Origin of the sequence: Silicimonas algicola (assembly GCF_003970735.1) — a bacterium.
GTDB lineage: Bacteria > Pseudomonadota > Alphaproteobacteria > Rhodobacterales > Rhodobacteraceae > Silicimonas > Silicimonas algicola.
The window spans coordinates 351,476-375,493 of the sequence record NZ_CP034588.1; the positions used below are offsets into that span (position 1 = coordinate 351,476).

The 24,018-nt window shown below is 65.8% G+C and carries 20 protein-coding genes; 7 read left to right on the top strand and 13 right to left on the bottom strand.

The window, feature by feature from the left end; all coding sequences use genetic code 11:
- Positions 1–48: 48 nt before the first annotated feature.
- The 7 genes from EF888_RS01745 to EF888_RS01775 are packed head-to-tail and all read right to left on the bottom strand — an operon-like array spanning position 49 to position 7,118.
- The gene (locus EF888_RS01745) at positions 49–1,416 is read right to left on the bottom strand and encodes an FGGY-family carbohydrate kinase (RefSeq protein WP_109757169.1); all 1,368 of its coding nucleotides are present in this window, start codon (positions 1,414–1,416) and stop codon (positions 49–51) included.
- Positions 1,413–1,727, bottom strand: coding sequence for an L-rhamnose mutarotase (rhaM, locus tag EF888_RS01750; RefSeq protein ID WP_109757170.1), 315 nt, complete (start codon positions 1,725–1,727; stop codon positions 1,413–1,415). Before rhaM ends, EF888_RS01745 begins: the two co-directional genes overlap by 4 nt.
- On the bottom strand, positions 1,727–2,713 hold the full coding sequence (locus EF888_RS01755) for an ABC transporter permease (RefSeq protein WP_109757171.1): 987 nt from the start codon (positions 2,711–2,713) through the stop codon (positions 1,727–1,729). The genes rhaM and EF888_RS01755 overlap by 1 nt, the downstream gene beginning before the upstream one ends.
- Positions 2,710–3,690, bottom strand: coding sequence for an ABC transporter permease (locus EF888_RS01760; protein ID WP_109757172.1), 981 nt, complete (start codon positions 3,688–3,690; stop codon positions 2,710–2,712). Before EF888_RS01760 ends, EF888_RS01755 begins: the two co-directional genes overlap by 4 nt.
- Positions 3,687–5,225 carry a sugar ABC transporter ATP-binding protein gene (locus EF888_RS01765; RefSeq protein ID WP_109757904.1) on the bottom strand — a complete coding sequence of 513 codons (1,539 nt, stop codon included), beginning with the start codon at positions 5,223–5,225 and terminating at the stop codon, positions 3,687–3,689. The genes EF888_RS01760 and EF888_RS01765 overlap by 4 nt, the downstream gene beginning before the upstream one ends.
- A gap of 54 nt (positions 5,226–5,279) precedes the next feature.
- Positions 5,280–6,278: a rhamnose ABC transporter substrate-binding protein gene (rhaS, locus tag EF888_RS01770; protein ID WP_109757173.1), complete on the bottom strand. Its 999-nt coding sequence runs from the start codon at positions 6,276–6,278 to the stop codon at positions 5,280–5,282.
- A 39-nt stretch (positions 6,279–6,317) separates the two neighbouring features.
- Positions 6,318–7,118 (bottom strand): DeoR/GlpR family DNA-binding transcription regulator, encoded by an 801-nt coding sequence (locus EF888_RS01775; protein ID WP_109757174.1) that lies wholly within the window; start codon positions 7,116–7,118, stop codon positions 6,318–6,320.
- Positions 7,119–7,304: 186 nt separating this feature from the next.
- Between EF888_RS01775 and EF888_RS01780 the strand changes: the two genes are divergently transcribed.
- Both EF888_RS01780 and rhaI read left to right on the top strand, forming a co-directional pair.
- Positions 7,305–9,407: a bifunctional rhamnulose-1-phosphate aldolase/short-chain dehydrogenase gene (locus EF888_RS01780; RefSeq protein ID WP_109757905.1), complete on the top strand. Its 2,103-nt coding sequence runs from the start codon at positions 7,305–7,307 to the stop codon at positions 9,405–9,407.
- 24 nt (positions 9,408–9,431) lie between these two features.
- A complete protein-coding gene (rhaI, locus tag EF888_RS01785; RefSeq protein ID WP_109757175.1) occupies positions 9,432–10,706 on the top strand; it encodes an L-rhamnose catabolism isomerase in 1,275 nt (424 codons plus the stop codon).
- Here the strand turns inward: rhaI and EF888_RS01790 are convergent.
- The 5 genes from EF888_RS01790 to EF888_RS01810 form a co-directional block, all read right to left on the bottom strand.
- Complete coding sequence (locus EF888_RS01790) at positions 10,703–13,072, bottom strand: DUF3772 domain-containing protein (protein WP_109757176.1); 2,370 nt, start codon at positions 13,070–13,072, stop codon at positions 10,703–10,705. The two genes, rhaI and EF888_RS01790, sit on opposite strands and share 4 nt — an antisense overlap.
- Before the next feature lie 4 nt (positions 13,073–13,076).
- Positions 13,077–14,105, bottom strand: a complete 1,029-nt coding sequence (locus EF888_RS01795) for a cysteine synthase A (RefSeq protein ID WP_109757177.1) — start codon at positions 14,103–14,105, stop codon at positions 13,077–13,079.
- A gap of 225 nt (positions 14,106–14,330) precedes the next feature.
- Positions 14,331–15,446 carry an NUDIX domain-containing protein gene (locus EF888_RS01800; RefSeq protein WP_164721549.1) on the bottom strand — a complete coding sequence of 372 codons (1,116 nt, stop codon included), beginning with the start codon at positions 15,444–15,446 and terminating at the stop codon, positions 14,331–14,333.
- On the bottom strand, positions 15,443–15,889 hold the full coding sequence (locus tag EF888_RS01805; RefSeq protein ID WP_109757179.1) for a TrgA family protein: 447 nt from the start codon (positions 15,887–15,889) through the stop codon (positions 15,443–15,445). The genes EF888_RS01800 and EF888_RS01805 overlap by 4 nt, the downstream gene beginning before the upstream one ends.
- A 6-nt stretch (positions 15,890–15,895) precedes the next feature.
- Positions 15,896–17,107, bottom strand: a complete 1,212-nt coding sequence (locus tag EF888_RS01810; RefSeq protein WP_109757180.1) for an SAM-dependent methyltransferase — start codon at positions 17,105–17,107, stop codon at positions 15,896–15,898.
- Between the two features lie 158 nt (positions 17,108–17,265).
- On the opposite strand from EF888_RS01810, the gene EF888_RS22395 reads away from it, so the two are divergent.
- Positions 17,266–17,388 (top strand): hypothetical protein, encoded by a 123-nt coding sequence (locus EF888_RS22395; RefSeq protein WP_277601031.1) that lies wholly within the window; start codon positions 17,266–17,268, stop codon positions 17,386–17,388.
- Here EF888_RS22395 and EF888_RS22125 read toward each other — a convergent pair whose 3' ends face one another.
- On the bottom strand, positions 17,389–19,173 hold the full coding sequence (locus tag EF888_RS22125; RefSeq protein WP_241239770.1) for an NAD(P)H-hydrate epimerase: 1,785 nt from the start codon (positions 19,171–19,173) through the stop codon (positions 17,389–17,391).
- Between the two features lie 75 nt (positions 19,174–19,248).
- Here EF888_RS22125 and EF888_RS01820 point away from each other — a divergent pair, with 75 nt between their 5' ends.
- The 4 genes from EF888_RS01820 to EF888_RS01835 all read left to right on the top strand — a co-directional run bounded on the left by EF888_RS01820 (position 19,249) and on the right by EF888_RS01835 (position 23,752).
- Entirely contained in the window at positions 19,249–19,641 is a 393-nt protein-coding gene (locus EF888_RS01820; protein WP_109757181.1) for a hypothetical protein, read from the top strand.
- Positions 19,642–19,800: 159 nt separating this feature from the next.
- A complete protein-coding gene (locus tag EF888_RS01825; protein ID WP_109757182.1) occupies positions 19,801–20,139 on the top strand; it encodes a P-II family nitrogen regulator in 339 nt (112 codons plus the stop codon).
- Positions 20,140–20,175: 36 nt separating this feature from the next.
- Positions 20,176–21,582, top strand: coding sequence for a type I glutamate--ammonia ligase (gene glnA / locus EF888_RS01830; protein ID WP_109757183.1), 1,407 nt, complete (start codon positions 20,176–20,178; stop codon positions 21,580–21,582).
- A gap of 133 nt (positions 21,583–21,715) precedes the next feature.
- Positions 21,716–23,752 carry a methyl-accepting chemotaxis protein gene (locus tag EF888_RS01835; protein ID WP_109757184.1) on the top strand — a complete coding sequence of 679 codons (2,037 nt, stop codon included), beginning with the start codon at positions 21,716–21,718 and terminating at the stop codon, positions 23,750–23,752.
- Positions 23,753–24,018: the final 266 nt, after the last annotated feature.

Consider the following 24,018-nt stretch of genomic DNA (forward strand, 5'->3'; position numbering starts at 1 on the left):
TCGGCGCGACCTTAGTGCGGGGGGAAGGCCTTGCCTAGGCCCGGATCCTCAGGCCCGCGCCAGCCTGCGCCATGCGTCGGCATATGCGATGAGATCGGCGTCTCCCCGACGATCGACCGGAGTTGTCTCAGGTAAGGTCACACCGCCGTCGGGCAGGGCAAGAAGCGCGCAGCCCTGACTTGTGCCGGTCGACCCACGCGAAGGAAGGACGAGCGATCCCGTGACAGCTGATAACATTGCGAGATATGCCTCGTTCCGCGCGAACGGGCCTTCGACCACCACGTCGCCCCGGTGGCCGGTCAACGTCAGTCCTTCCGCCGTCATCAGAGCCAGATAGGCGCCGAGCGCTGCCGCTCGTTCGGAAGTTCCGATAGATGGTTCGCGCCCGACCCAGTACGCGGCTCGGCCCTGAAACGGCCCCGTCTCGGGCACCACGGACGGCATCAGCATGACACCCTCGATGATCACATCGGACAAGGCAGCCAACGTCGCGGGTGCAGGCGACCCGCGCGAGACGATATCGTGCTCACGGCCCCCCATGAACCTGGCCGAGGGGACGGGAGCGCCAAGGGCGTTGACGTTGACCAGCGTGTCCCGCGCCGGATCAAGCGCCAAGGCCTCGCCTCCCATGCTCATTTCGATCACCCAAGTGCCGGTAGAGACGACAGAGAAAGGCGGCGTCTTTCCCAGGACGTAGGGCAAGAGGGATGCGTTCGAGTCGTGGATCCCACAGTGGACAGGCGTGGTGGCCGGAAGTCCGGTGCGCGCCGCGACGTCGGGAAGGATTGTCCCTAGAACGTCCCGCGCCGGACGCTGCGGCGCAAGCTTGTTCTCCAAACCGAGCGTTGCCAGCAAGGCCGATTCCTTGCCTTCTGACGGGTTCCAGAGATCCGTATGACAGCCAAGCGAGGTGACCTCCGTCGCCGCAACTCCGGTCAGCCGGAAGCTCCAGTACTGCGGATAGGTCAGGACAAGCGCGGTCCGGTCCCGCAGGCCGGGGTCGGTCTTCAGCATCCAGTGAAGCTGCGCGCCGACGTTCAGACCTGCGGACAGTCGCGGCGAGCCGGTCTGCTCAAAGGGCGGCCGGATGGCGTCGTACTCGGCGGCCACTTCGTCCGGCCCTTGATGCTCATAATCCAGCATGGGTGTCGCCAGTCTTCCTTCCCGGTCCACCAGCACGATCGATGCCCCGTGGGTCGTGACCGAGATCGCCTCAATCCCATGCGCGTCGTGAAACGCGCGCAACGCCTCGAGAATGAAGGACCAGTGCCCGTCGAGGTCGAAGTGCGGCCAGGGAGGCCCGGTGCGCACCGTGTTGGGCCTCGTGACGACAGCGACCTCGGACATGGTGTCGAGGTCCACCAGCGCAACCTTGGCATTGGTCTTGCCGATGTCGATGACGGCGACGTGCCTCATGGCATGTGGAAGACGGTTTCCAGCGGCACCGCGACGGGCTCGTTGTCCGGCTTCGTCTCCATGATGTCGGCCATGTGCGCCCACCACCGCTGCATTACCTCGTGCGACGGCAGGGCGTCCATGCCGTGATCGTCGGTCCGCCACAGTACCCCGAAGAGGCTGTTCGTCTCCTCGTCGAGGTGGATGGAATAGTCGGACACGCCTGCATCCTTCAGAAGCGTCACCAGTTCGGGCCATATCTCGTCATGGCGCTTCAGATACTCGTTCCTCATGCCGGGATTGAGGCGCATCCGGAAGGCGTACTTCTCCATCACCCTCTCCACATCGTCCAGAGCCGGGGCAGGGCAATCACCCCGATCAGAAGACAGCCTATGAAGATCGACATGACGATCCCCGGGACGTTGAGGAGCCCCAGCCCGAAGGTAACGAGCCCCATGACGAAAGCCGCGATTACGACGCCCGGGATCGTGCCCGACCCGCCCAGGATATTGACGCCCCCCAGCACGACCATCGTCACCACTTCCAACTCCCATCCGAAGGCGATGGAGGGGCGCGTCGAGCCAAGGCGCGAGGTCAGGCAAATTGCGGCGATGCCGGACATGAGGCCGGTGAGCAGGAAGAGGATGAACTTCACCCTCTGCACCCGGATGCCCGAGAAGAGGGCCGCCGTGGGGTTGTTCCCGATGGCATAGACCGCGCGGCCGAAGTTAGTCTTGTGCAGCAGGACGCCGTAGACGACCGCGAGGATCGCGAAAAGCACCAGCTCGAACGAGAAGACCCACCAGACATAACCCTGTCCGAAGTAGCCGAAGTCGGAGGGATAGCCCTTGTAGACCTTGTCGCCGAGCGCGATGTAACTGATCCCGCGAAAGAGGCTCATCGTCCCGATCGTCACCACGATTGACGGCAGACCCATCCGCGTGACGAGAATCCCGTTTACCGCTCCGCAGGCGAGCCCCGTGCCGAGGCCGATGCCGACGAGGACAGGTGTGCCCGCACCAGCCTGTACCGCCGCGCCCATGGCGGTAGATGCCAGGGCGATGATCGAGGCGACGGAGAGGTCGATCTCGCCCGAGATGATGAGAAGTGCCATCGCGAAGGCGATCATCGCCTTCTCTGTGAAGTTGAATGTGGCGTCGGACAGGTTCCAGGCGTTCAGGAAGTAGGGCGAGGCGAGGCTGTTCGCGACAAAGATCGCCAGCGCCACGGCCAGAAGCAGCGTCTCCCAGCTCTTCAGGAGGCGGGCGGCGGGGCTGACCAGCCGGTCGGGGATATGTCGGGCGGTGGCGTCGGTCATGCGTGGCCCTCGGCGCGCTTGAGGATGATGCGGCCCTTCGCGCGGCTGACACGGGCGTTGAACGCGACGGCGATCACGATGGCCGTGCCCGAGATCGCCATCTGCCAGAACGGCGAAACGCCGATGACCGGAAGCGCATTCTTGACGATCCCGAGGAACAGCGCGCCGAGGATAGCTCCGGCGATGGTGCCCGCACCTCCCGCGATGGAAATTCCGCCGATGACGCAGGCCGCGACCACTTCCAACTCGAACCCCCCGGCGATGTCGACGTAGGCGACCGAATAGCGCGCGACCCAGAGATAGCCGGTCAGGCCAGCGAGCGTGCCCGAGATCACGAAGGCCCAGAACTGCGTCCGGCCGACGTCGAGACCCGTGTAGACCGCAGCGTGAGGATTACCGCCCACGGCATAGAACGCGCGACCAAGCGGTGTCAGGCGGACTGCGAGGAGGAATGTCGCCGCCACGAGGATCGCGATCCACGACAGCATCGGCAGACCCAGGAGGACGGAGCGCGGAAACCCGGTAAAGGCTGCGCTCATCTCGTGGGCGTTGACCCACTGGCCGTCCGAGATCAGGAAGATGGTGCCGCGATAGATCGTCATGGTGCCGAGCGTCACGACAATCGGGGGAATGGTCAAAAGCCAGACGAGGAGGCCGTTGATCGCCCCCATGGTTGCGCCGAGCGCGAGCGCGAGCCCAAGGATGACGGGGATCGGCAGGTCCGGCATGGCGACGTTTAGCATCGCGCAGACCATGCCCGTCAGCGCCAGGTTCGCCGCCACCGAGAGGTCGATGCAGCGGGTCAGGATCACGACGGTCTGGCCAAGTGCCAGGATGATGAGCGGCGCCGTGTCATTGAAAACGCGGGCGAGGTTTCCGGGCGAGACAAAGGCCGGAAAGCGCCCGGCAATAAGCGCGACAAGGACGAGGATCACACCGACCAGAAGCGCCTCGCGGGACTTGAGCAGGTAAGTCATCCGGACGCCCCCGCGATCCCCGCCGCGTGGCGCACCAGCACCTCGGGCGTCAGGTCGTCACCTTTCACTTTGGCCGCCATAAGCCCTTCGCGCATGACGATGACCCGGTCCGACATGCCGACGATCTCGGGGATCTCGGACGAAACCATGATCACCGCCAGGCCTTCCGCAGCCAGTTCCGCCATGAAGGCGTGGACGGCGGCTTTGGAGCCGATGTCGATCCCCTTGGTAGGCTCGTCCAGGATGATGACGCGTGGCTTCGTCGCCAGCCATTTGGCGATAACGACCTTCTGCTGGTTGCCGCCCGACAGGTTGCCAACGTCCTGATCCAGGCTGGCGGCGCGAAGCTCCAGCCGCTCGACATAAGTCCGGGCCAGAGCGAACTCCCGAGCGAGCTTCAGGAATCCCTGCCGCGAGGTCTGGTCCAGCGAGGGAAGCGTGATGTTCTGAAAGATCGGCAGGCCGATGACGGCGCCCTGCTTGCCGCGATCTTCCGGCACATAGACGATGCCGGCGGCAATCGCGTCGGCGGGCGCGCGAATGTTAAGGGCCGCGCCATCCAGCGAGACCGTGCCACTCGAGGCCCGAGTAATTCCGAAGATCGCCTGCATCAGCTCCGAGCGGCCCGATCCTATGAGGCCGTAGAAGCCGAGGATTTCGCCCTCACACAGCGTGAAGGACAAGTCGTCGAACTCGGTGGGGTGCGACAAACCCTCGACGCGCAAGACCTCTCGCCCCGGCGCCTTGTCGCGCGCGGGGAAGATATGATCGACCGAGCGACCGACCATCATCCGGACCAACTCGCTCTCGCTCACATCGGACATGAGGCCCGAGCCGGCCAGAGCGCCATCCCGGAAGACGGTGAAGCGGTCCGCGATGCGAAAGATCTCGTCGAACTTGTGGCTGATGAAGAGGATGGCGCGGCCCTCGGCTTTCAGACGTTCGACCAGATCGTAAAGCTCCTCGATCTCTTTTTGCGAAAGGGCAGCGGTCGGTTCGTCCATCACCACCACGCGCGCATCGATTGAAAGCGCACGGGCGATGGCAACGAGATGCTTGTTGGCGATGCCCAACTCCTTGAGCGGCATCATCGGATCAAGCCTAGCATCGATCCGGTCGAGGATCTCGACTGCGCGGCGGCGCAGTTCGGGCCAGTCGATCAGACCCCACCTGGTGCGGGGCGCATGGCCGATGAAGATGTTCTCGGCGACGGTCAACTCGTCGAAGAGGACCGTCTCTTGATGGATCGCCGTGATCCCTGCTTCGGTCGCGGCGCGAGCCGTCGGAAAGGTCACCGGCAGCCCGTCCAGCCGGATCGTGCCGGCGTCGGGCTGGTAGATGCCGGTCAGCACCTTCACGATGGTGGACTTGCCCGCGCCATTCTCTCCCACGAGCGCCGTCACTTGGCCGGGGTAGAGCTCGAGCGCCACCTCGGAGAGAGCCTTCACGCCCGGAAAGGACTTGGTGATCCCTTCAAGCGTGAGGACAGGCAGACCGAGAACCTCGGCCGGGACGGTGTCGGCGGCGTGACGCATGTGCGGGTTCCGGAATGTGTCCGGCGCGAGGGCGGCCCCGCGCCGGACGGACAATCAGAAGATTTCCTTGAACTGGTCGATGTTCGAGGCGTCGTAGACGAAGGGATCGGCCATCGCCCCCTCGGCGTTGTCGTCCAGTGTCAGCGTGCCCATCCGACCCATGGGGATCTCGGCGCCCGGGCCCGCCTCGGCGGCGTCGGTGGCCAGGTTATAGGCCAGCATCGTGGCCGAGTAGCCGAGGTCGATAGGGTTCCAGATCGCGAAGGACTTGGACGCGCCCGACTGGATGGCGCCTGCCATCTCGGACGGAAGGCCCAGGCCCGTGACGTTGATCTCCCCCGCCTTGCCCGCGTCCTCGACCGCCTTCGCGGCGGCGACGATGCCGACGGAGGTCGGTGCGATGATCGCCTTCAGGTCGGGGTAGGTCTGCATCAATCCCTGCGCTTCGCGGTAGGACTTGTCGGCGAGGTCATCGCCGTAGACGGTGCCGACCACTTCGATATTGGGGTAGTCGCCCATAACCTTTTCCATCTCGGCGATCCAGGTGTTCTGGTTCGTCGCGGTGGCCGAGGCGGAGAGCACGGCGACCTTGCCGCCGTCCGGCAGTTCGTCTGCGGCGAGCTTGATGATCATGTTGCCGATCAGAGCGTTGGACGACGGGTTGAGGTGCATCTCGCGCCCCTCGGGCGCCACGCCCGAATCCCACGATATGACAGTGATACCGCGGTCCATCGCCTTCTTCAGCGCGGGGACCAGGGCGTCGGGGTCGTTGGCCGAGATCGCGATGGCGTCGACCTGCTGTGCGATCAGGCTGTTGATGACCTCGATCTGGCCTTCGGCCGTGGTGTCGGTCGGGCCGGTATAGATGATCTCGACGTTGCCGAGTTCTGCCGCGGCTTCCTCGGCGCCTTCCGCCGCGGCTTCGAAGAAGCCGATGCCAAGCGCCTTGACGACGAGGGCGATGCGCACCTTGTCCTGCGCCTGCGCCATGCTTCCGGCCAGGATCATGGCCGCGAGGGCGCTGCCGCCCAGTAGTCTTCTGGTGATGCTCATGGTCTTACCTCCCAAAGGTGAACGATCGGTCCGGCCGTCTCAGGCCGTCCCCCTTTCCGCCGCAGCGCCAGCCTGCGCCACGATCAGTCGTATGCCCGCCGCGTCCAGCAACGCTGCTGCGCGGTCGGAAATTCCATCGTCGGTTATCACCACGTCGATCCGCTCCAGCGGACACAGGACGAGGCTCGAGCGGTTCTCGAACTTCGAGCTGTCGACGAGGACGACCAGTTCGTCCGCCTGTCCGATCAGCTTCTGTTCCGCCTGAATCAGCAGAGGATCCGCCTCCATGAGCCCGAGAGGACCGAGGCCCTGCGCGCCCATGAACATGCGGCGGGCGTAGAAGTTGCGGGTCACGTCGTTGTCGAAAGGCGACAGGATGATGTTCTGCTCGCGGTAGATCGCACCGCCGGAGAGCATGATCGTGTTCTTCGAGTGCTTGAGCAGGTGCTCGGCGATCGGGAACGAGTTGGTGAAGACCTGCATCCGCCGCGAGGCAAGCGGATGGACCATCTGGAAGGTGGTCGTGCCGCCATTGATGATGATCGACTCGCCGTCTTGGCAAAGGTCGACGGCGGCGCGGGCTATCGCCTGCTTCTCTGCGGCGTGAAGCGCCTGGTTGACCGAGAAAGGCCTGCCGGCGAGGCCGACGAACTGGGGCGGGCTGATCGCCTCGGCCCCGCCCCGTACACGGCGCAGCTTCTTCTGCATATGGAGCGTGGCGATGTCGCGCCGGATGGTCGCCTCGGATACGCCGGTAAGGGAGCAGAGGTCGATCACGGTTGCGACCGGGCGCTCCTGCACTGCCGACAGAATGATCCGGTGGCGTTCCGTCTCGTGCATCGAAGCCCTCCCTGATCGGTGACGTTGTGGGGATTCCCTAAGTGTGTCAATCAACAATCGTCATATTCAATCATTCTGCGCCGCAGCATGAACGGTTATGATCGTTTGTGATTGACAATCCGCCGCAGCCTGAGCAGCCTTGCGGCAACTGTCATGCAGGCGCGGCCGCGTCTCCGGGAGGGCTTGATGCTGAAAAACGCTGGAGAACAGCGGCTTGAAAACCTCTGGGACGAAAGCCGTGCGGCGGGGATGAGCGAATCCGAAAAGCTGCTCTACCGCTCGAACCTCCTCGGCTCGGACAAGCGGATCACGAACTACGGCGGCGGCAACACCTCGGCCAAGGTGACGGAGCGCGATCCACTCACGGGCGAGACGGTCGAAGTGCTGTGGGTCAAGGGATCGGGCGGCGACGTCGGCACGATGAAGTTGGACGGCTTCGCCACGCTCTACATGGACAAGCTGCGCGCGCTTAAGGGTCTCTATCGCGGCCTCGAGCACGAGGACGAGATGGTGGGCTACCTGCCGCATTGCACCTTCGCGCTGAACACGCGCGCGGCCTCCATCGACACGCCGCTCCATGCCTATGTCCCGAAGAAGCACGTCGACCACATGCACCCCGACGCCATCATCGCTATCGCCGCCTCGGCCGGTTCGGAGGCGCTGACGCGGGAGATATTCGGAGGCGAGATCGGCTGGCTGCCTTGGAAGCGGCCAGGATACGAGTTGGGGCTCTGGCTGGAGAAATTCTGCCTGGAGAACCCCGACGCGAAGGGCGTCGTGCTGGAGAGCCACGGGTTGTTCACCTGGGCCGACGATGCGCGCGAGTGCTACGACCTGACGCTGGCCACCATCCAGTGCGCGATGGACTGGTTCGCCGACCGCACAGAGGGTGCACCGGCCTTCGGGGGCGCGGTTCACGAGAGCCTGCCGGAAGGCGAACGTCGCACCGTTGCCGCGCGGCTGATGCCGGCGATCCGTGGGATGGTCTCGGGCCAACATCGGATGGTGGGACACTTCGACGACAGCGAGACGGTGCTGGATTTCGTCAACGCGCGTGAGATGGAGCCGCTCGCGGCGCTCGGCACCTCTTGCCCCGACCATTTCCTGCGCACCAAGATCCGCCCGCTGGTCGTGGCCTTCGATCCGGCGAAGAAGAACCTCGATCAGGTGCTGGACGGCCTTCGCGCGCAGGTCGCAGCCTACCGCGAGGATTACACGGCTTACTACGAAAGGTGCAGGCACGACGACAGCCCGGCGCTGCGCGACCCGAACGCCGTGGTCTATCTCGTCCCCGGCGTCGGCATGATCACCTTTGCCAAGGACAAGGCCACCGCGCGGATCTCGGGCGAGTTCTACGTCAACGCCATCAATGTCATGCGTGGCGCGTCGGCGGTCAGCGAATACCGGGGGCTGCCGGAGCAGGAAGCCTTCGACATAGAATACTGGCTTCTGGAGGAAGCGAAGCTCCAGCGGATGCCAAAACCCAAGGCGTTGGCCGGGCGAGTGGCGCTCGTCACCGGCGGGGCCGGCGGGATCGGGTCGGCCACGGCAGAGAAATATCTCGCGGAGGGTGCCTGCGTGGTCCTGGCCGACATCGACGCGGAGGCTTTGGCTTCGACGAAGGAACGGTTGGTCCAGCGGCACGGGCGGGACGTGGTTTGCGCGGTCGAGATGAACGTGACGGACGAGGCCGGCGTGGCGCGCGCCTTCGCCGAGACGGCCGTGGAATTCGGAGGGCTCGATATCCTCGTGTCGAACGCAGGGATCGCGTCGTCGGCACCGGTTGAAGAGACGACGCTCGACCTCTGGAATCGCAACATGGAGATCCTGTCGACGGGCTATTTCCTGGTGAGCCGCGAGGCGTTCCGAACCATGCGCGCGCAGGGCATCGGGGGCTCCATCGTCTTCATCGCGTCGAAGAACGGCCTCGCCGCCAGCCCGAACGCCTCGGCCTATTGCACCGCGAAGGCTTCCGAGATCCACCTGGCCCGCTGCCTGGCGCTGGAGGGCGCGGACGCCGGCATCCGGGTCAACGTGGTGAATCCGGACGCGGTGCTGAAGGGCTCGAAGATCTGGGAGGGCGAGTGGCTGGAGCAGCGCGCCTCGACCTACAAGACCGACAAGGAGGGGCTTGAGGAGATGTACCGCAACCGCTCGATGCTGAAGCTCTCGGTCCTGCCCGAGGACATCGCCGAGGCGGCCTACTTCTTCGCCTCGGACCTCTCGGCCAAGTCGACCGGCAACATCGTCAACGTGGACGCAGGCAACAAGGAGGCCTTCACCCGCTGAGGCGGGCGGCGGGGGGAGAGGACCATGATCGACAAAGGCCTGATCGAGAGCGAGAACGCCGCGCGTGAGGATGCGCTCAGGGCGGATTACGAGGCGCTCGGCGACCATCTTGACCGGCGCGGCATGGACATCGGGCGCGTCAGGGACAAGGTCGCGGCCTACGGCGTCGCCATTCCCTCCTGGGGCGTGGGAACAGGGGGTACGCGCTTTGCCCGCTTCCCGGGACCGGGAGAGCCGAGGGGTATCTTCGACAAGCTCGACGACTGCGGCGTGATCCATCAGATGACCTGCGCGACGCCAAGCGTCTCGCTTCACATCCCCTGGGACAAGGCGCCGGCCGCCGACCTCAACGCCAAGGCCGAGGAGGTGGGACTGGGCTTCGACGCGATGAATTCGAACACGTTCCAGGATCACGTAGGCGATCCTCGTTCCTACAAGTTCGGTTCTCTCTCGCACGTCGATTCCTCGACCCGTGCTCAGGCCATCGAGCACAACCTCGAGTGCATCGACATCGGCAAGAGCATCGGCTCGACCGCCCTGACGGTCTGGATCGGCGACGGCTCCAACTTCCCCGGTCAGACCGACTTCACCCGCCAATTCGACCGCTATCTGGATGCCATGAAGCAGGTCTATGCAGGCCTGCCCGACGATTGGCGGCTGTTCACCGAGCACAAGATTTACGAGCCCGCCTTCTATTCGACCGTCGTGCAGGATTGGGGCACCAACTATCTCATCGCGCAGGAGCTGGGCGAGAAGGCGCAGTGCCTCGTCGACCTCGGTCACCATGCGCCGACGGTGAACATCGAGATGATCGTCGCCCGCCTGATCCGGTTCGGGAAGCTGGGCGGATTCCACTTCAACGATTCCAAGTACGGCGACGATGACCTCGATACGGGGTCCATCGACCCGTTCCGGCTGTTCCTCGTCTTCAACGAACTGGTGGAGGCGGAAGACCGTCCCGGTTTCGCGCCCGCGCACATGCTGGACCAGAGCCACAACGTGACGGACCCGATGGAAAGCCTGATGATGTCGGCCTCCGAGGTGCGTCGGGCATATGCGCAGGCGCTGTTGGTCGACCGCGCCGCATTACGGGGGTTCCAGGGCGACAATGATGCCTTGATGGCGGCGCAGACCCTGAAGGCCGCGTTCCGCACCGATGTCGAACCGATCCTCGCCATGGCGCGGATGGAGGCAGGCGGCGCAATCGACCCTGTCGCCGCCTTCCGTGCGTCCGGCTATCGCGCGAAGGTTGCAGCGGAACGCGCCGCCGTCACTGGCGCTGGTGGCGGCATCGTCTAGTCGCCGTCCGGGTCGGGGCCGACGAGGGCAGGATCGAGCGCGTCGGAAGGCGGGCGCGGTTCGGTTGTCGCCTGCACCAGGGCCTCGGGATTGCGAAGCCAGATGTCGCGCTGCGCGAAGGGGATCTCGATGCCTTCCTCGCCGAAGCGTCGGGCGATCTCGTGGTTCATGTCGGATTTGGCGGTCACGACGAAGGACACGTCGGTCAGGATCGCCCGGATCTCGAAGTCCATGCTGTCGGCGCCGAAGCCGATGAAGAGGATGTTCGGCGCCGGACTTACGGCGACGATCGGATGCGCCTCGGCGACCTCCTTGAGAATCCGTTCGACCTTGCGGGTGTCGGTTCCATAGGCCACGCCCACCGGCACGATCACGCGCCCCATCGAGTTGCCGTGGGTCCAGTTGGTCACGGTCCCCGAGATGAGGTCGCCGTTCGGGACGATCACGTCGCGCTTGTCAAAGGTCTCGATCCGGGTCGACCGGACGCTGATCGCCTTGACCACGCCCATCTGGCCGCCGGCTTCGACCCAGTCGCCCTCACTGATAGGACGCTCGATCAGAAGGATGATTCCCGACACGAAGTTGTTGACGATGTTCTGAAGCCCGAAGCCGATGCCGACGCCAAGCGCGCCGATGACGATGGCAAAAGACGACAGGTCGATGCCCGCCGCCGATATGCCGATGACGGCCGCCAGCGTCAGCCCGAGGTAGCCCAGGCCCGACACGATGGCATTCTGGCCGCCGCGGTCGAGCTTGGTGCGAGGCAGCACGGTGGTTTTCAGTGTGCCCTGGAACAGCCGCGTCACGGCAAGGCCGATGGCGAAAACCACGATGAAGGTAATGAAATCACCGGGCGAGATCGTGGTGTCGCCCAACTTGAACCCGGTCCGGAACCGCGTCCAGGCTTCGCCCAGATCGGACGGTTCGGCGCCCCAGACGAGGGCGAGGACCGGGATCGCAGCCAGGGTGAGTCCGAGGCTGATGAGGACCGGAGCAAGGGCCTGCTGCGCCTGTTTGGTGTCAAGACCGCGGGCGATGGCAAAGGCGCCTCGGACCGCAAAGTGGAGGCTGGCGAGGAAGGCGAGAAGAGCGAGTGTGGCGGCCGTCGGAGCGATCAGCTCTTGAGCCAGAGCGCGGAAGCCGACGAGCGCGGCAAGGGGTCCGATGACTCCGACCGCCTGCACCGCTGTCCCGAGGATGCGGGCCGCGTGATGCGCGATGGTGACCTCGGTGTCCGCGCCGACCGCTCCGCCGTGGACCAGGAGTTTGCCGAGCCGGAACAGCACGTAACCCGTCGCCAGGTGAAGCGGCAGGCCCATGACGCCGACATAGTCCGGCGCGATTTCGGCGCGGCTGGCGACGACGCGCAGGATGACGGCGAGGCCGGCAAGAACGCCAAGCAGGGTAGAGAAGAAGCGACCTTTCGCCCTCTGCCGTTCCGTGAGGTCGAGGGGCGAGGGGATCGCGTCGCGCTCGGGGAAGATGCGCCCGCCGAGCCATCGCGCGATGGCGGATGACAGGATGGCGGCGTTGATCCCGATGGCCGTCGCCTGGCCGATGGGGCCGAGGATTCCGGTGGTGATGAGGGCGGCGTTGATGAGGGAAACGCCGGCCATCGCCATGAGGACGCCACCGAAGGAGAGGAGGAAACCGTAAACGATGCGGCCGTGCTCGCCGGCGCGGGTCTCGATTCGGGCGAGGAAGCGCTCGACGACGCGGGGGCCGCGGGCGATCAGGAAAGCGGCGAAGACCAGGAGGGCGGCGGCGAGGGCGAGGCGCTGCCAGAGGCCCGTCGTGCTGGGTTCGGACAGGCGGGCCGTGGCCTCGGTGCGGATAGTGTCGATCACGCGCAGGCCAGAGGCGACCGCCCCGCTCCACAGGGTGGGATCGAGCGGCGTTCGGGCGAGTTCGAAGAGCGCGTCGGTCTGGCGCGCACGCAGCGTGGTGTCGATCTGGCCGATCAGCGACGTGGCGCGGGCGGCCGCCTCCTCGGCTTCCAGACGCGGCGCCCGTGCGGCGGTGAGCTGGGAGTTCAGCGCCTCGCGGCGGGAGGCGAGGCTTTCGGGTTCCGTCTCGCCTTCGGCGGGGGCGGGTCCGAGCGCGTCGAGCTGGGCCTCGAGCGAGGCGATGCGGGCCGAGTTGACGTCCTGCGCATCGGCGAAGCCCGCGCGCCAGTCGACGAGCTGGGAGCGCAGGGCGCGGAATTCGTCGTCCGTCGCCTCGCGTGTCTCGATGACGCCTTCGACGGTGTCGGCGAAGCCGGAGAAGCTGTCGAAGTCGAGATTGTCCTGCGCGGCGAGAGGCAGCGCAAGGCAGGTCCAGACCAGGGACAGGATCGCCAGGACGCGTAAGGCGCGGCGGAGCATGACGTCAGCCTTCGTAGACGCCCGGCAGCGCGCGGCTTTCGCCGTCCAGCCACCCGGGCACCGGCAGGCCCTTGTCGGCAAGGAAAGCCGGGTTGAACAGCTTGGACTGGTAGCGGTTGCCGTAGTCGCAGAGGATGGTGACGATGGTGTGTCCCGGACCCATTTCGCGGGCCATGCGCATCGCGCCGGCGATATTGATCCCGCTCGATCCGCCAAGGCAAAGGCCTTCTTTTTCAAGCAGATCGAAGACGATGGGCAGGGCTTCCTCGTCCGAGATCTTGTAGGCGGCGTCGGGGGTGAAGCCGTCTAGGTTGGCGGTGATGCGGCCCTGGCCAATGCCCTCGGTGATCGAGTCGCCGGAGGGCGGCTCTTCGCCCGTGTAGAGCTTGTAGAGCCCCGACCCGTAGGGATCGGACAGGGCGACCTTGACGCCTTTCGGCTGAAGCACCTCGGCCACGCCGGCAAGAGTTCCGCCTGTACCGACGGCGCAGGTGAAGCCGTGGACGGTGCCGCCCGTCTCCTTCCAGATCTCGGGGCCGGTGCCTTCGACATGGGCCTGGCGGTTGGCGGTGTTGTCGAACTGGTTGGCCCAGATCGCGCCATTCGGTTCGGTCTCGGCCAGCTTCGCCGCCAGACGCTCGGAGTAGCGGACGTAGTTGTTGGGGTTCGAGTAGGGGACCGCCGGGACCTGCACAAGCTCGGCGCCGCAGAGGCGGATCATGTCCTTCTTTTCCTGGCTCTGCGTCTCGGGAATGACGATGACGGTGCGGAAGCCCATCGAGGCGCCGACGAGGGCGAGGCCGATGCCGGTGTTCCCCGCGGTGCCTTCGACGATGGTCCCGCCCGGCTTCAACTCGCCCCGCGCCACGGCGTCGCGAATGATGAAGAGCGCGGCGCGATCCTTGACGGACTGGCCGGGATTCAGGAATTCGGCTTTTCCCAGAATATCGCAGCCCGTCTCTTCGGAGGGACCGGCGAGGCGGATCAGGGGGGTATGGCCGATGGCGTCGGCGAGGTCACGGCGGATGGTCATGGCGTCTCCCGGAAGGGCTTGCCTCTGTCCTAGTCGGGCCGGGAACGGGTTTCAATGCAAGTAGAAGTTAACTGGCAGCGCGGAGCGCGGGGCGACCTGAGTCGGCCGCGTCGGACGGCGGATCCGGTGTATCGGTATCGCGTCGGTATCGCGTCGGTATCACGTCGGTGCATCCCTCGGTGCGGTGAGGGCGGCAGGAACAGGTTCGACGGGACCGCGTGCCCCTCAGCCGCGCAGCCGGTCGCGGTTCGCGGCGAGCCAGAAGAGCGTGAGGACGAGCGGCGCGGTGTTGGCTGCCCCGGTCTCGACCATCGCCATCGCCTCGTCGAAACCGAGAACGTGGGAGAGGATGTCTTCGTTCTCGCCTTCGAGACCCGCGATGCGGCCGTCCTGAGCCGAGAGGTCGGCGATGGCGACGTAACTCCAGAGGTATTCGTTGAAGGCGCCGGGCGACGGGTAGTAGCGGCTGATGAGGTGCAGTGCGCCCGCCTCGATCCCGGTCTCTTCGAGAAGCTCGCGCCGGGCAGTCTGCTCGGGCGTCTCGCCCGCGTCGATGCGTCCCGCCGCCGGTTCGAGTGTCCAGGGGTTTGCGTCGCCGCGCGTGAAGGGCCCGTGCCGGAACTGGCGGACGACGAGCAGGCGGTCGGTCGCGGGGTCGTAGGGCACCACCGTCACCGCGTCGCCGCCCTGGAACGAGGACCGCAGCACGGGCGCGCTGTGACCACCCGAGAAGCGGGGGAAGGTCAGCACGTCCTCGCGGACGGCGAAATAGGCGGTGTAGGGCTGGCGCGTCTCGGCGATCCGCACGTCTTTGGCCGACATCGCGGGCGGAAGAGGCGCGGGCGTCGGCGCCTCGGCGGCGCGGAGCCGCGCGCCGGCCCGCATCTGGATCTGGTCGAAGGCGCGGGCGGCGGACGCGGGGTCCATCACGCCGTGGAGGCGCATGTATTCCTCGGCCGCGGCGCGGGCGAGGGGGGCGCCGTCTGCCTGCCATCCGTCGAGCGACCACGCGCCGTCGGGCTTCCAGAGACCGGGTTCGGGAAAATAAACCAGAGCGACCGCGGCGCCCTTGTCTGTCCGCACCGAAACGGGACGCAGGTCGTAGCCGAAGCCCAGCTCGTAGAAGTCCAGCCGCGCCTGGGCGCGGGCATCAACCTCGGCCAGGAGGCCTTCGGCCGTGGCGTCATCGTCGGCGACGAGCGTGGGGAAGTCGTGCCCCTCGACCTGCGCCGTGCGGAAGCCGGGAAGGCTGGCGGGCCGCGCCGACACCTCGCGCCCCGCCACGAGGGCGAGGAGCGCCGGGTCCCGAAGCGTGCCGTAGAAGAAGACCGACTGGCTCACGACCAGCGGCGGGCGAAGAACTCGGTGAGCCAGGACATGAACAGGGCGCCGACGATGGCGGGGATCAGGATCTCCTGCGTCGCGACGAGCTTGGCGTAATCCACGCAAAGCTGCGCCATCTGCTGGAGCGCCTCCATCGGGCCGTCATAGCGAAGCTGGACCGACCGCGACAGCATCTTGTAGCCGGACCAGACGATGAACACCCAGAAGAAGGTCGCGGCGAGCGTCGTCAGGCCGAAGCCGAAGGACTGGCGGTAGGTCTTGCCCGATCCGTTGCCGAGGATCGTCCAGCCCATGACGAAGCCGACGCATGCGTTGAGCGGCGAGAGCCAGCCGACGCGCGTGCCTTCGGTGTCCATGAGAATGGGTTTCATCAAGTCGGAGATGAAGTAGGCGAGGGCCGCGAAGCTGAGCGCGGCGATCAGTTTTCCGCCCGTGGGCATGCGTCACTATCCCGGTTTGTTGACCGTTATCTGCGTGACGTCGATTGATCCGGCATGAAATCCTGCCGCGCAAGATGTAAGGTAGAAGTTCCACATTCTTCGGAAGCGATCGTCGAATCCGAGCAACGATACCTCGGACCAGCATTCATTGAACGTGTCGTGCCAACGACGCAGGGTCTGGGAATAGCTCTCGCCGAACTCGATGGACCTGAGGACGCCGAGGCCCGCGCGCTCGATCTCGGCGCGCAGCGCGCTGGGCGAGGGGAGCATCCCGCCGGGGAAGACGTACTTCTGGATGAAGTCGACGCCCTTGCGGTAGGTCTCGAAGCGCTTGTCCTCGACGGTGATGATCTGGAGCGTGGCGTTGCAGCCGGCGTTGAGGCGGTCGCGGACGGTCTGGAAGTAGACGGGCCAGTATTTCTCGCCGACGGCCTCGAACATCTCGATCGAGGCGATGCCGTCGTAGGTGCCGCGCTCGTCGCGGTAGTCCTGGAGCTTGATGTCGACGCGGTCGGAGAGGCCGGCGCGTTCGATCCGGGAGCGGGCGTAGTCGTGCTGTTCGCGGCTGATGGTCAGGCCGGTGACGCGGAGGCCGCGTTCGCGCGCGGCGTATTCGGCGAAACCGCCCCAGCCGCAGCCGATCTCGAGGACGTGGGCGCCGGGGGCGACGCCCATCTGGTCGACCATGCTTTGATACTTGCGGGTCTGGGCGCGTTCCAGGCTTTCCTGGCCGGTCTCGAAGAGGGCCGAGGAGTAGGTCATCGTGTCGTCGAGCCAGAGGGAGTAGAACTCGTTGCCGAGGTCGTAGTGGTAGGAGATGTTCTTCTTCGCCCGCTCCCTGGTGTTGCGGTTCATCCAGTGTCGCAGGCGTTCCCACAGCCGCATGATCTGGAGACCGCCGAAGCTGTGATAGACCTCGTCGTTGTCGGCGTGGACCACGTCCATGAAGGCCTGGAGGTCGGGGGTGGACCACCAGCCCTCGAGATAGGCGTCGGCGAAGCCGAGGTCGCCCTCGCGGATGAGGCGCGCGAAGGTGTCGGGGTTGTGGATGACGATCTCGGCGACCGGACCGGGGTTCGGAGCCTCGACGCGGAACAGACGTCCATCCGGCATCCGGAAGTCGAGGCGGCCATTTCGGAGCTTTCCGGCGAGGCTGAAGGCGGCTGCGAAATAGCGCGGCAGATCCCGCTGGCCGTCCAGCGTCGTGATCGGATCCATTTGCTTTCCCCCGGTGTCGTTCCGCTGAACCTAGCCGAACGGACCAGTTCATCAACCTTTTCTTGATTTTCCGTGGCTTCCGGGAGGTGCGACAGCTTGGCGCGACGGAAGGGGCGGCACGGTGCGTATCAGTCGGGCAATCGGAAAAGAGGTGCGGCATGGCACGGACGACCCTGACCCTGGCCGGAATGGCAGCGCTGGCGCTGGCGTCGGCGCTTGCCGTGGCCGACAGCTCGACGCTCTGGAGCGGTGCGCCGAGCGAAATCGCGGCGCGGCGCTGATCAAAGGCCGAGCGCGCGGAAGACCTTCGGCAGTTCCTCGGGGATGTCCTCGGCGATGAGACCGGGGCCGAAGGAGAGCGCGCATTCGGTGTGGAGCCAGGCGGCGGTGCCGGCGGCGTCGAAGGGGTGCAGGCCGCGCGCGAGGAGGCCGGTTATCATGCCGGACAGCACATCGCCCGAGCCTGCGGTGGCGAGCCAGGGCGCGGCGCGCTCGTATGCGCTGGAGTTGATGGAACATTGCCCGGACGGATGAGCGATCACGGTGTCGGGGCCTTTGAACAGGATGGTGCAGCCTGCGCGTTTTGCCGCTTCGCGGGTGGCGTCGACCTTGGAATAGGCGGGGCCTGTCGTCGCGGGGGCGTCGAGTTTCTCGGCGATGTCGGGGAAGAGGCGTTTGAACTCGCCGGCGTGAGGGGTGAGGACGCAGCCTTGATGGAGCGCGTCGAAGAGGACCTGCGGGTTGCGCTCGAATCGGGTGAGGGCGTCGGCGTCGAGGACGACGGCTCTGGCGGGGCGGGGCCCCGGCTCGGGGGCCGGGGGGGTGGTGCTGGCGGGTCGGGGCCCCGGCTCGGGGGCCGGGGCAGCGGTGCTGGTGGGGCGGGGCCCCGGCTCGGGGGCCGGGGCAGCGGGGTTATGTTCGGAGCGGTCCTGCCCCGGACTGGATCCGGGGCCTCGCGGCGCGGTCGCCTTCAGTGCCGCCAGGACGAGGGCCTGGGTGTCGGCGCCGAGGCCTAGGCCGGGACCGAGGCAGAGCGCGTTTATCCGCTCGTCCTCGAGCGCTTCGGTCAGACCAGGGGCGCCGTCGAGAGGGCGGCACATGATGGCCGTGACCTGCGAGGCGACTTCCCAAAGTGCGGTCTGCGGGCAGCCGACGGTGACGAGGCCCGCGCCGATGCGCAATGCGCCACGGGCGGCAAGGCGGGCGGCGCCGGTCTTGCCGGGACCTCCGGAGAGGATCAGGGCGTGGCCGTGGGTGTATTTGTGGACGTCGTCGTGAGGGGTCTTGACCCTCGTTTTTGCAAGCCGCATCACCTGATCGAATTGAAGCTCACGATCAAAAGCCGATGTAACTCTGTCAGAGTAGGGAAAATTGCCAAAAGCGCCGGACCCTACACCGGCGGGCAGACCGATGTCCTTGCAAATGACCTTTCCGGAAAGGGTAGGACCGAAGTCCAATAGGTGACCGTGCTTAAAGCCATGAAACGTCACAGTCATATCTGCAAGGAAGGGTGCTCCCAGCACTTTTCCACTGTCGGAGCACAAGCCGCTTGGTATGTCGATTGCGACGTGCCTAAGGTTGCCGCGAAGTCCGTCGCCAGGGACGCTTTCCGCTGTGTCAGCGTATTCTTCCCCTAGATCGACAGGCCGCGTAAGTCCAATTCCGAAAAGTGCATCGAAAAAAACGTCCGGGTACGCGACGCGGCGCTCAGGGTGATAGAATGTTCCGGAGAACGCGAAGGTCTCCCCCAACTCCCCCCACCGCTCATAATTCACCTTTGCATCCGGCGGTAGCTTCTCGGGGTCGCCGTAGAGGAACACCTCCACCTCCCAGCCCCACTCCTTCAACAACCGCGCCACGACGAAGCCGTCGCCGCCGTTGTTGCCCGGTCCGCAGAGCACCACGGCCTTGTGCGAGGTCGTCGCAAGCTCCGGCCATTCCTCGAAGATCGCCTCGACGACGCCGCGGCCGGCGCGCTCCATGAGTTCGAGGCCGGTCACCTCGCCGGAAGCGATGGCGGCCTGTTCGATGGCGCGCATCTGCGCGGCGGTCAGGAGTTCGGTCATGCTCACAGGTTCTGGGCAATCGCGGGTCGCCTGGCAAGCGTGGACTCCGCGCGCCGGCCGGTCCAGAGTGCGGCCATGAAACTGACACGACGCCAGACCGGCGCCCTTCTCGCGGCGAGCCTGATTGCGCCGTCGGCCGTCTTCGCGCAGGCGAAGGACAAGAAACGCCGGCGCAAGAAGGAAAAGCCGCCTCCGAAGTTTCCCGACCTGATGGAGAAGCTGGGCGCGGCCTTGAACGGGCACCTTACACCGGGCTGCGGCGGGCAGTTCTCGGTCCTCGACCTCGATTACGGAAACGCGAGTGGTGGCGGCAAGGGAATGCGCGCGGTCGTGCGGCTCGATTGGCCGCCCGGCTTTCGCCAGCGGCCCTTCGTCGCGGGTGGCGCGGACGCACAGGGCGCGTTCGACGCGCTGGTCGCGGCGAGCCTCGACGGCTTCCGCCCGGCATGGCCCGACTGCATCGTTTGACAGCCGTTTCAATTTCGCCGCATCTTCGGGCATGATGCCTGTTTTTTGTGCATTGGCCGGACAAACCGGACTCCGGCCATCGGTGCCCTTGCCCGCACCGATTGTGACCGCGCGCGGCGCGTGGTCTCACGCCGGAAACGCCCCAAGGGAGTCGGTGCCATGAAGAAAGTCGAGGCCATCATCAAGCCGTTCAAGCTGGACGAGGTGAAGGAGGCGCTGCAGGACATCGGCGTTCAGGGTCTTTCCGTCCTCGAGGTCAAGGGCTTCGGACGGCAGAAGGGCCACACGGAACTCTATCGCGGCGCCGAGTACGTCGTCGACTTCCTGCCCAAGGTGAAGATCGAGGTCGTCCTGCCCGACGAGCAGGTCGAGCCCGCCATCGAGGCGATCATCGCGGCGGCCAAGACGGACAAGATCGGCGACGGCAAGATCTTCGTCTCGGACGTCAGCCAGGCCATCCGCATCCGCACCGGCGAATCCGGCACGGACGCGCTGTAACACATATCAGGACCACGAAAGGGAAGGGTCTTTCTCATGAGCAACAAGGACGTCTTGAAGACGATCAAGGACGAGGACGTCGAATACGTCGACATCCGCTTCACAGATCCGCGCGGCAAGTTGCAGCACGTGACCGTCATGGCCGACCAGGTCGACGCCGATTTCATGGACGACGGGTTCATGTTCGACGGCTCGTCCATCGCCGGCTGGAAGTCGATCGACCAGTCCGACATGAAGCTGATGCCCGACGCGACCTCGGCCTACATGGACCCGTTCTTCGCCGAGAAGACGCTGGCGATCCATTGCACCGTCGTCGAACCCGACACCGGAGAGCCCTATAACCGCGACCCGCGCGGCACCGCGCAGCTTGCGGAAGCCTACCTGAAGTCCAGCGGCATCGGCGACACCGCCTACATGGGCCCCGAGGCCGAGTTCTTCATCTTCGACGACGTCCGGTTCAAGGTGTCGATGAACAAGGTGTCCTACGAGGTCGACGCCATCGACGCGGCCTGGAACACTGACACCGACTACGAGATGGGCAACATGGGCCACCGTCCCGGCGTGAAGGGCGGCTACTTCCCCGTCCCGCCGATCGACGACGCCCAGGACCTGCGGTCCGAAATGCTGTCGACCATGAAGCGCATGGGCATGAAGGTCGACAAGCACCACCACGAGGTCGCCTCGTGCCAGCACGAGCTGGGGCTGATCTTCGGGACGCTGACCCACCAGGCCGACGAGATCCAGAAGTACAAGTACGTCATCCACCAGGTGGCGCACGCCTACGGCAAGACGGCGACCTTCATGCCGAAGCCGATAGCGGGCGACAACGGCACCGGCATGCACGTCAACATGTCGATCTGGAAAGGCGGCAAGCCGCTCTTCGCGGGCGACAAGTACGCCGACCTGTCCCAGGAGGCGCTGTACTACATCGGCGGCATCCTGAAGCACGCCAAGGCCCTGAACGCCTTCACGAACCCGTCGACCAACAGCTACAAGCGCCTGATCCCCGGCTTCGAGGCCCCCGTCCTGCGCGCCTATTCGGCCCGCAACCGCTCGGGCTGCGTCCGGATCCCGTGGGCCGAAAGCCCGAAGGCCAAGCGCATCGAGGCCCGCTTCCCCGATCCGTCGGCGAACCCTTACCTGGCGTTCTCGGCGCTTCTGATGGCCGGTCTCGACGGCATCAAGAACAAGATCGATCCGGGCGAGGCCATGGACAAGGACCTCTACGACCTGCCGCCGGAAGAGCTGGAGGGCATCCCGACCGTCTGCGCCAGCCTGCGCGAGGCGCTGGGCGAGCTTGAGGCCGACATGGACTTCCTGCTTCAGGGCGACGTGTTCACCCGCGACCAGATCGAGGGCTACATGGATCTCAAGTGGGAAGAGATCTATGCCTTCGAGCACACGCCGCACCCGATCGAGTTCAAGATGTACTACAGCTGCTGAGCCTTCCCTCTCGGCAAGGTGCGATGGGGCGTTCCTGCGGGAGCGCCCCTTTTTCGTCTCGGCGGACGCTGGCAACCTTCGGGTAAGACGTCGGGGTTATGAGGGCGTGACCGTCCACAGCCCGAGTGATCCAATGTTCCCGTTTTCCAGGAAGAAGCCCGAAGGCGCCTCGCCCCGTCCATCCGAGCTTGACGCGATCCGCCGCTCGCATCTCGTGGCGCGGCTCGATGCGGAAGGCAGGTTCGTCGAAGTGAACGGCCCCTATGAGGCCTCCTTCGGCTATGCGCCCGGTGAGCTGGCCGGGCAGAGTTATCTCAGGCTCGTCCGGCAGAAGGACCAGGCCTGGGTCACGGGCAAGCTGAGACCCGAGATCGCGGCGGGCCGCGACGTCAACCTGATCTGCCCGCGCCTGAGCAAGGACGGGTCGGAGGTCTGGCTGGACGTGGGGTATCTCGCCGTAGGCAGTGGGGAGACCCTGATCCTCGCGCGGGACATCACTGAGTTCCACCTGCGCCGGCGCGACAACCGGGGGCACACCGACGCGGTCAAGTCGTCGATGGCGACGATCGAGTTCGACCTCACCGGCAAGATCCTCGACGCGAACCCGCTGTTCCTCGCCGCCACGGGCTACCTTCGGGAAGAGGTCGTGGGCAAGCACCACCGCATCTTCATGCCGGCCGGAGAGGCCGACACGCCGGACTACGCCGCCTTCTGGCAGCGGCTGGCGAACGGCGCATCCGAATACGGCGAGGTCATGCGCGTCTCGAAGTCCGGCGAACCGGTGTGGCTTCGCGCGACCTACGAGACCTTGCGCGACGCCGAAGGGCGCCCCTTCAAGGTGGTGAAGTACGGGTTCGACGTGACCGAGTCCAAGAACGTGTCGGCGGACGCGAAAAGCCAGATCGAGGCCATCCAGAAGGTCCAGGCGGTGATCGAATTCTCGCCCGACGGACAGATCCTTCGCGCCAACGAGAATTTCTGCACGGCCCTGGGCTATGATGCGGCCGAGATCGTGGGCAAGCATCACAGCATGTTCGTCCCTCCAGAGCAGTCCGCCGGCGCGGACTACCAGGCCTTCTGGGGTCGGCTCGCGGCGGGCGAGCAGTTCAGCGGCGACTTCGAGCGCGTCGGGAAGGCAGGGCGCCAGGTCTTCATCCGCGCCAGCTACAACCCGATCCGCGACGCCTCGGGCCGCGTCACGAAGGTGGTCAAGTACGCGGTCGACACGACCGTCTCGCAGCTTCTGTCGACCACGTTGAAGGACGGGTTGCACAGGCTGTCGGCCGGCGACCTGTCGGTGCGCCTGACCACCGACCTGCGCGAGATGGACGGCGTGCGGACCGACTTCAACGCCTCGGTCGAACGATTGCAGGACGTGATGATGGGCGTGATCGAGCGGTCGCGGCGCATCGACGAGGAAACCAACGTGATCGACCAGGCGACGGACGAGCTGGCCCGCCGGACCGAGCAGCAGGCGGCCACGCTGGAGCAGAGTGCCGCGGCGCTGGAGCAGCTTTCGACGTCGGTGAGGAACGCAGCCGGCGAAGCCTCGAAGGCCAACCTGCAGGCCTCGGAAGCCCGCCGCGACACCGAGGAATCCTCGAAGATCGTTGGCGCGACAGTGCGCGCCGTCGATGCCATCGCCGAATCATCACGAAAGATCTCCTCCATCACCAGCGTGATCGACGACATCGCCTTCCAGACCAATCTTCTGGCGCTGAACGCGGGCGTCGAAGCCGCGCGTGCGGGCGACGCGGGGCGGGGCTTCGCCGTCGTCGCCTCGGAGGTGCGCGCGCTGGCGCAACGGTCGTCCGAGGCCGCGAAGGAGATCGCGGACCTCCTCACCACGTCGGAAAAGCAGGTCGACGAAGGCGTCAAGCTCGTCGGCCAGACGGGCGCGGTGCTGGACAAGATCGCGAAGATGATGGTCTCGATCGACGAGAGCATTTCGCAGATCTCGCACTCGGCCAACGAGCAGGCGACCGGGCTGTCGGAGCTGAACAACGCCATCGACGACCTGGATCGCGCCGTCCAGCACAACGCCTCGATGGCCGAGGAGACGAACGCCTCGGCTCAGAGCCTCCGCTTGTCCGTCAACGAGATGAACCACGAGGTCAGCTACTTCGACGTCGCCCGCCCCGGCGCGGAAGAGGCCAGGCAGGTGGCTTGAGGCGCAGTCTCCGCGGCGAAGGCGGAGGGCAGCGGTCGCACCGATCTTCGGGGCAGGACGAGTCGGCTCTCGGGGCACGTCCTTCCGGCCACGTTCTTCCGGTCTATCCTTCCGGCTCCGTCCCGGACTGCCGCGCGTGTCTCGTCGCCGCGCGTGACGCGGTCGGCACGTTCCCGCGGCGCGCCGCGGGCCGCCGTCGCCGCCGTAGCCCTGTCGGTGGCATCCGTGCTAGGACGTTGCAGTCGGTCACACCGAGGTGAAGGACT

Coding starts and splice junctions, on each gene's coding strand:
- EF888_RS01745 (WP_109757169.1), bottom strand. CDS start 1,416: ATGAGGCACGTCGCCGTCATCGACATCGGCAAGACCAATGCCAAGGTT.
- rhaM (WP_109757170.1), bottom strand. CDS start 1,727: ATGGAGAAGTACGCCTTCCGGATGCGCCTCAATCCCGGCATGAGGAAC.
- EF888_RS01755 (WP_109757171.1), bottom strand. CDS start 2,713: ATGACCGACGCCACCGCCCGACATATCCCCGACCGGCTGGTCAGCCCC.
- EF888_RS01760 (WP_109757172.1), bottom strand. CDS start 3,690: ATGACTTACCTGCTCAAGTCCCGCGAGGCGCTTCTGGTCGGTGTGATC.
- EF888_RS01765 (WP_109757904.1), bottom strand. CDS start 5,225: ATGCGTCACGCCGCCGACACCGTCCCGGCCGAGGTTCTCGGTCTGCCT.
- rhaS (WP_109757173.1), bottom strand. CDS start 6,278: ATGAGCATCACCAGAAGACTACTGGGCGGCAGCGCCCTCGCGGCCATG.
- EF888_RS01775 (WP_109757174.1), bottom strand. CDS start 7,118: ATGCACGAGACGGAACGCCACCGGATCATTCTGTCGGCAGTGCAGGAG.
- EF888_RS01780 (WP_109757905.1), top strand. CDS start 7,305: ATGCTGAAAAACGCTGGAGAACAGCGGCTTGAAAACCTCTGGGACGAA.
- rhaI (WP_109757175.1), top strand. CDS start 9,432: ATGATCGACAAAGGCCTGATCGAGAGCGAGAACGCCGCGCGTGAGGAT.
- EF888_RS01790 (WP_109757176.1), bottom strand. CDS start 13,072: ATGCTCCGCCGCGCCTTACGCGTCCTGGCGATCCTGTCCCTGGTCTGG.
- EF888_RS01795 (WP_109757177.1), bottom strand. CDS start 14,105: ATGACCATCCGCCGTGACCTCGCCGACGCCATCGGCCATACCCCCCTG.
- EF888_RS01805 (WP_109757179.1), bottom strand. CDS start 15,889: ATGCCCACGGGCGGAAAACTGATCGCCGCGCTCAGCTTCGCGGCCCTC.
- EF888_RS01810 (WP_109757180.1), bottom strand. CDS start 17,107: ATGGATCCGATCACGACGCTGGACGGCCAGCGGGATCTGCCGCGCTAT.
- EF888_RS22395 (WP_277601031.1), top strand. CDS start 17,266: ATGGCACGGACGACCCTGACCCTGGCCGGAATGGCAGCGCTGGCGCTG.
- EF888_RS22125 (WP_241239770.1), bottom strand. CDS start 19,173: ATGACCGAACTCCTGACCGCCGCGCAGATGCGCGCCATCGAACAGGCC.
- EF888_RS01820 (WP_109757181.1), top strand. CDS start 19,249: ATGAAACTGACACGACGCCAGACCGGCGCCCTTCTCGCGGCGAGCCTG.
- EF888_RS01825 (WP_109757182.1), top strand. CDS start 19,801: ATGAAGAAAGTCGAGGCCATCATCAAGCCGTTCAAGCTGGACGAGGTG.
- glnA (WP_109757183.1), top strand. CDS start 20,176: ATGAGCAACAAGGACGTCTTGAAGACGATCAAGGACGAGGACGTCGAA.
- EF888_RS01835 (WP_109757184.1), top strand. CDS start 21,716: ATGTTCCCGTTTTCCAGGAAGAAGCCCGAAGGCGCCTCGCCCCGTCCA.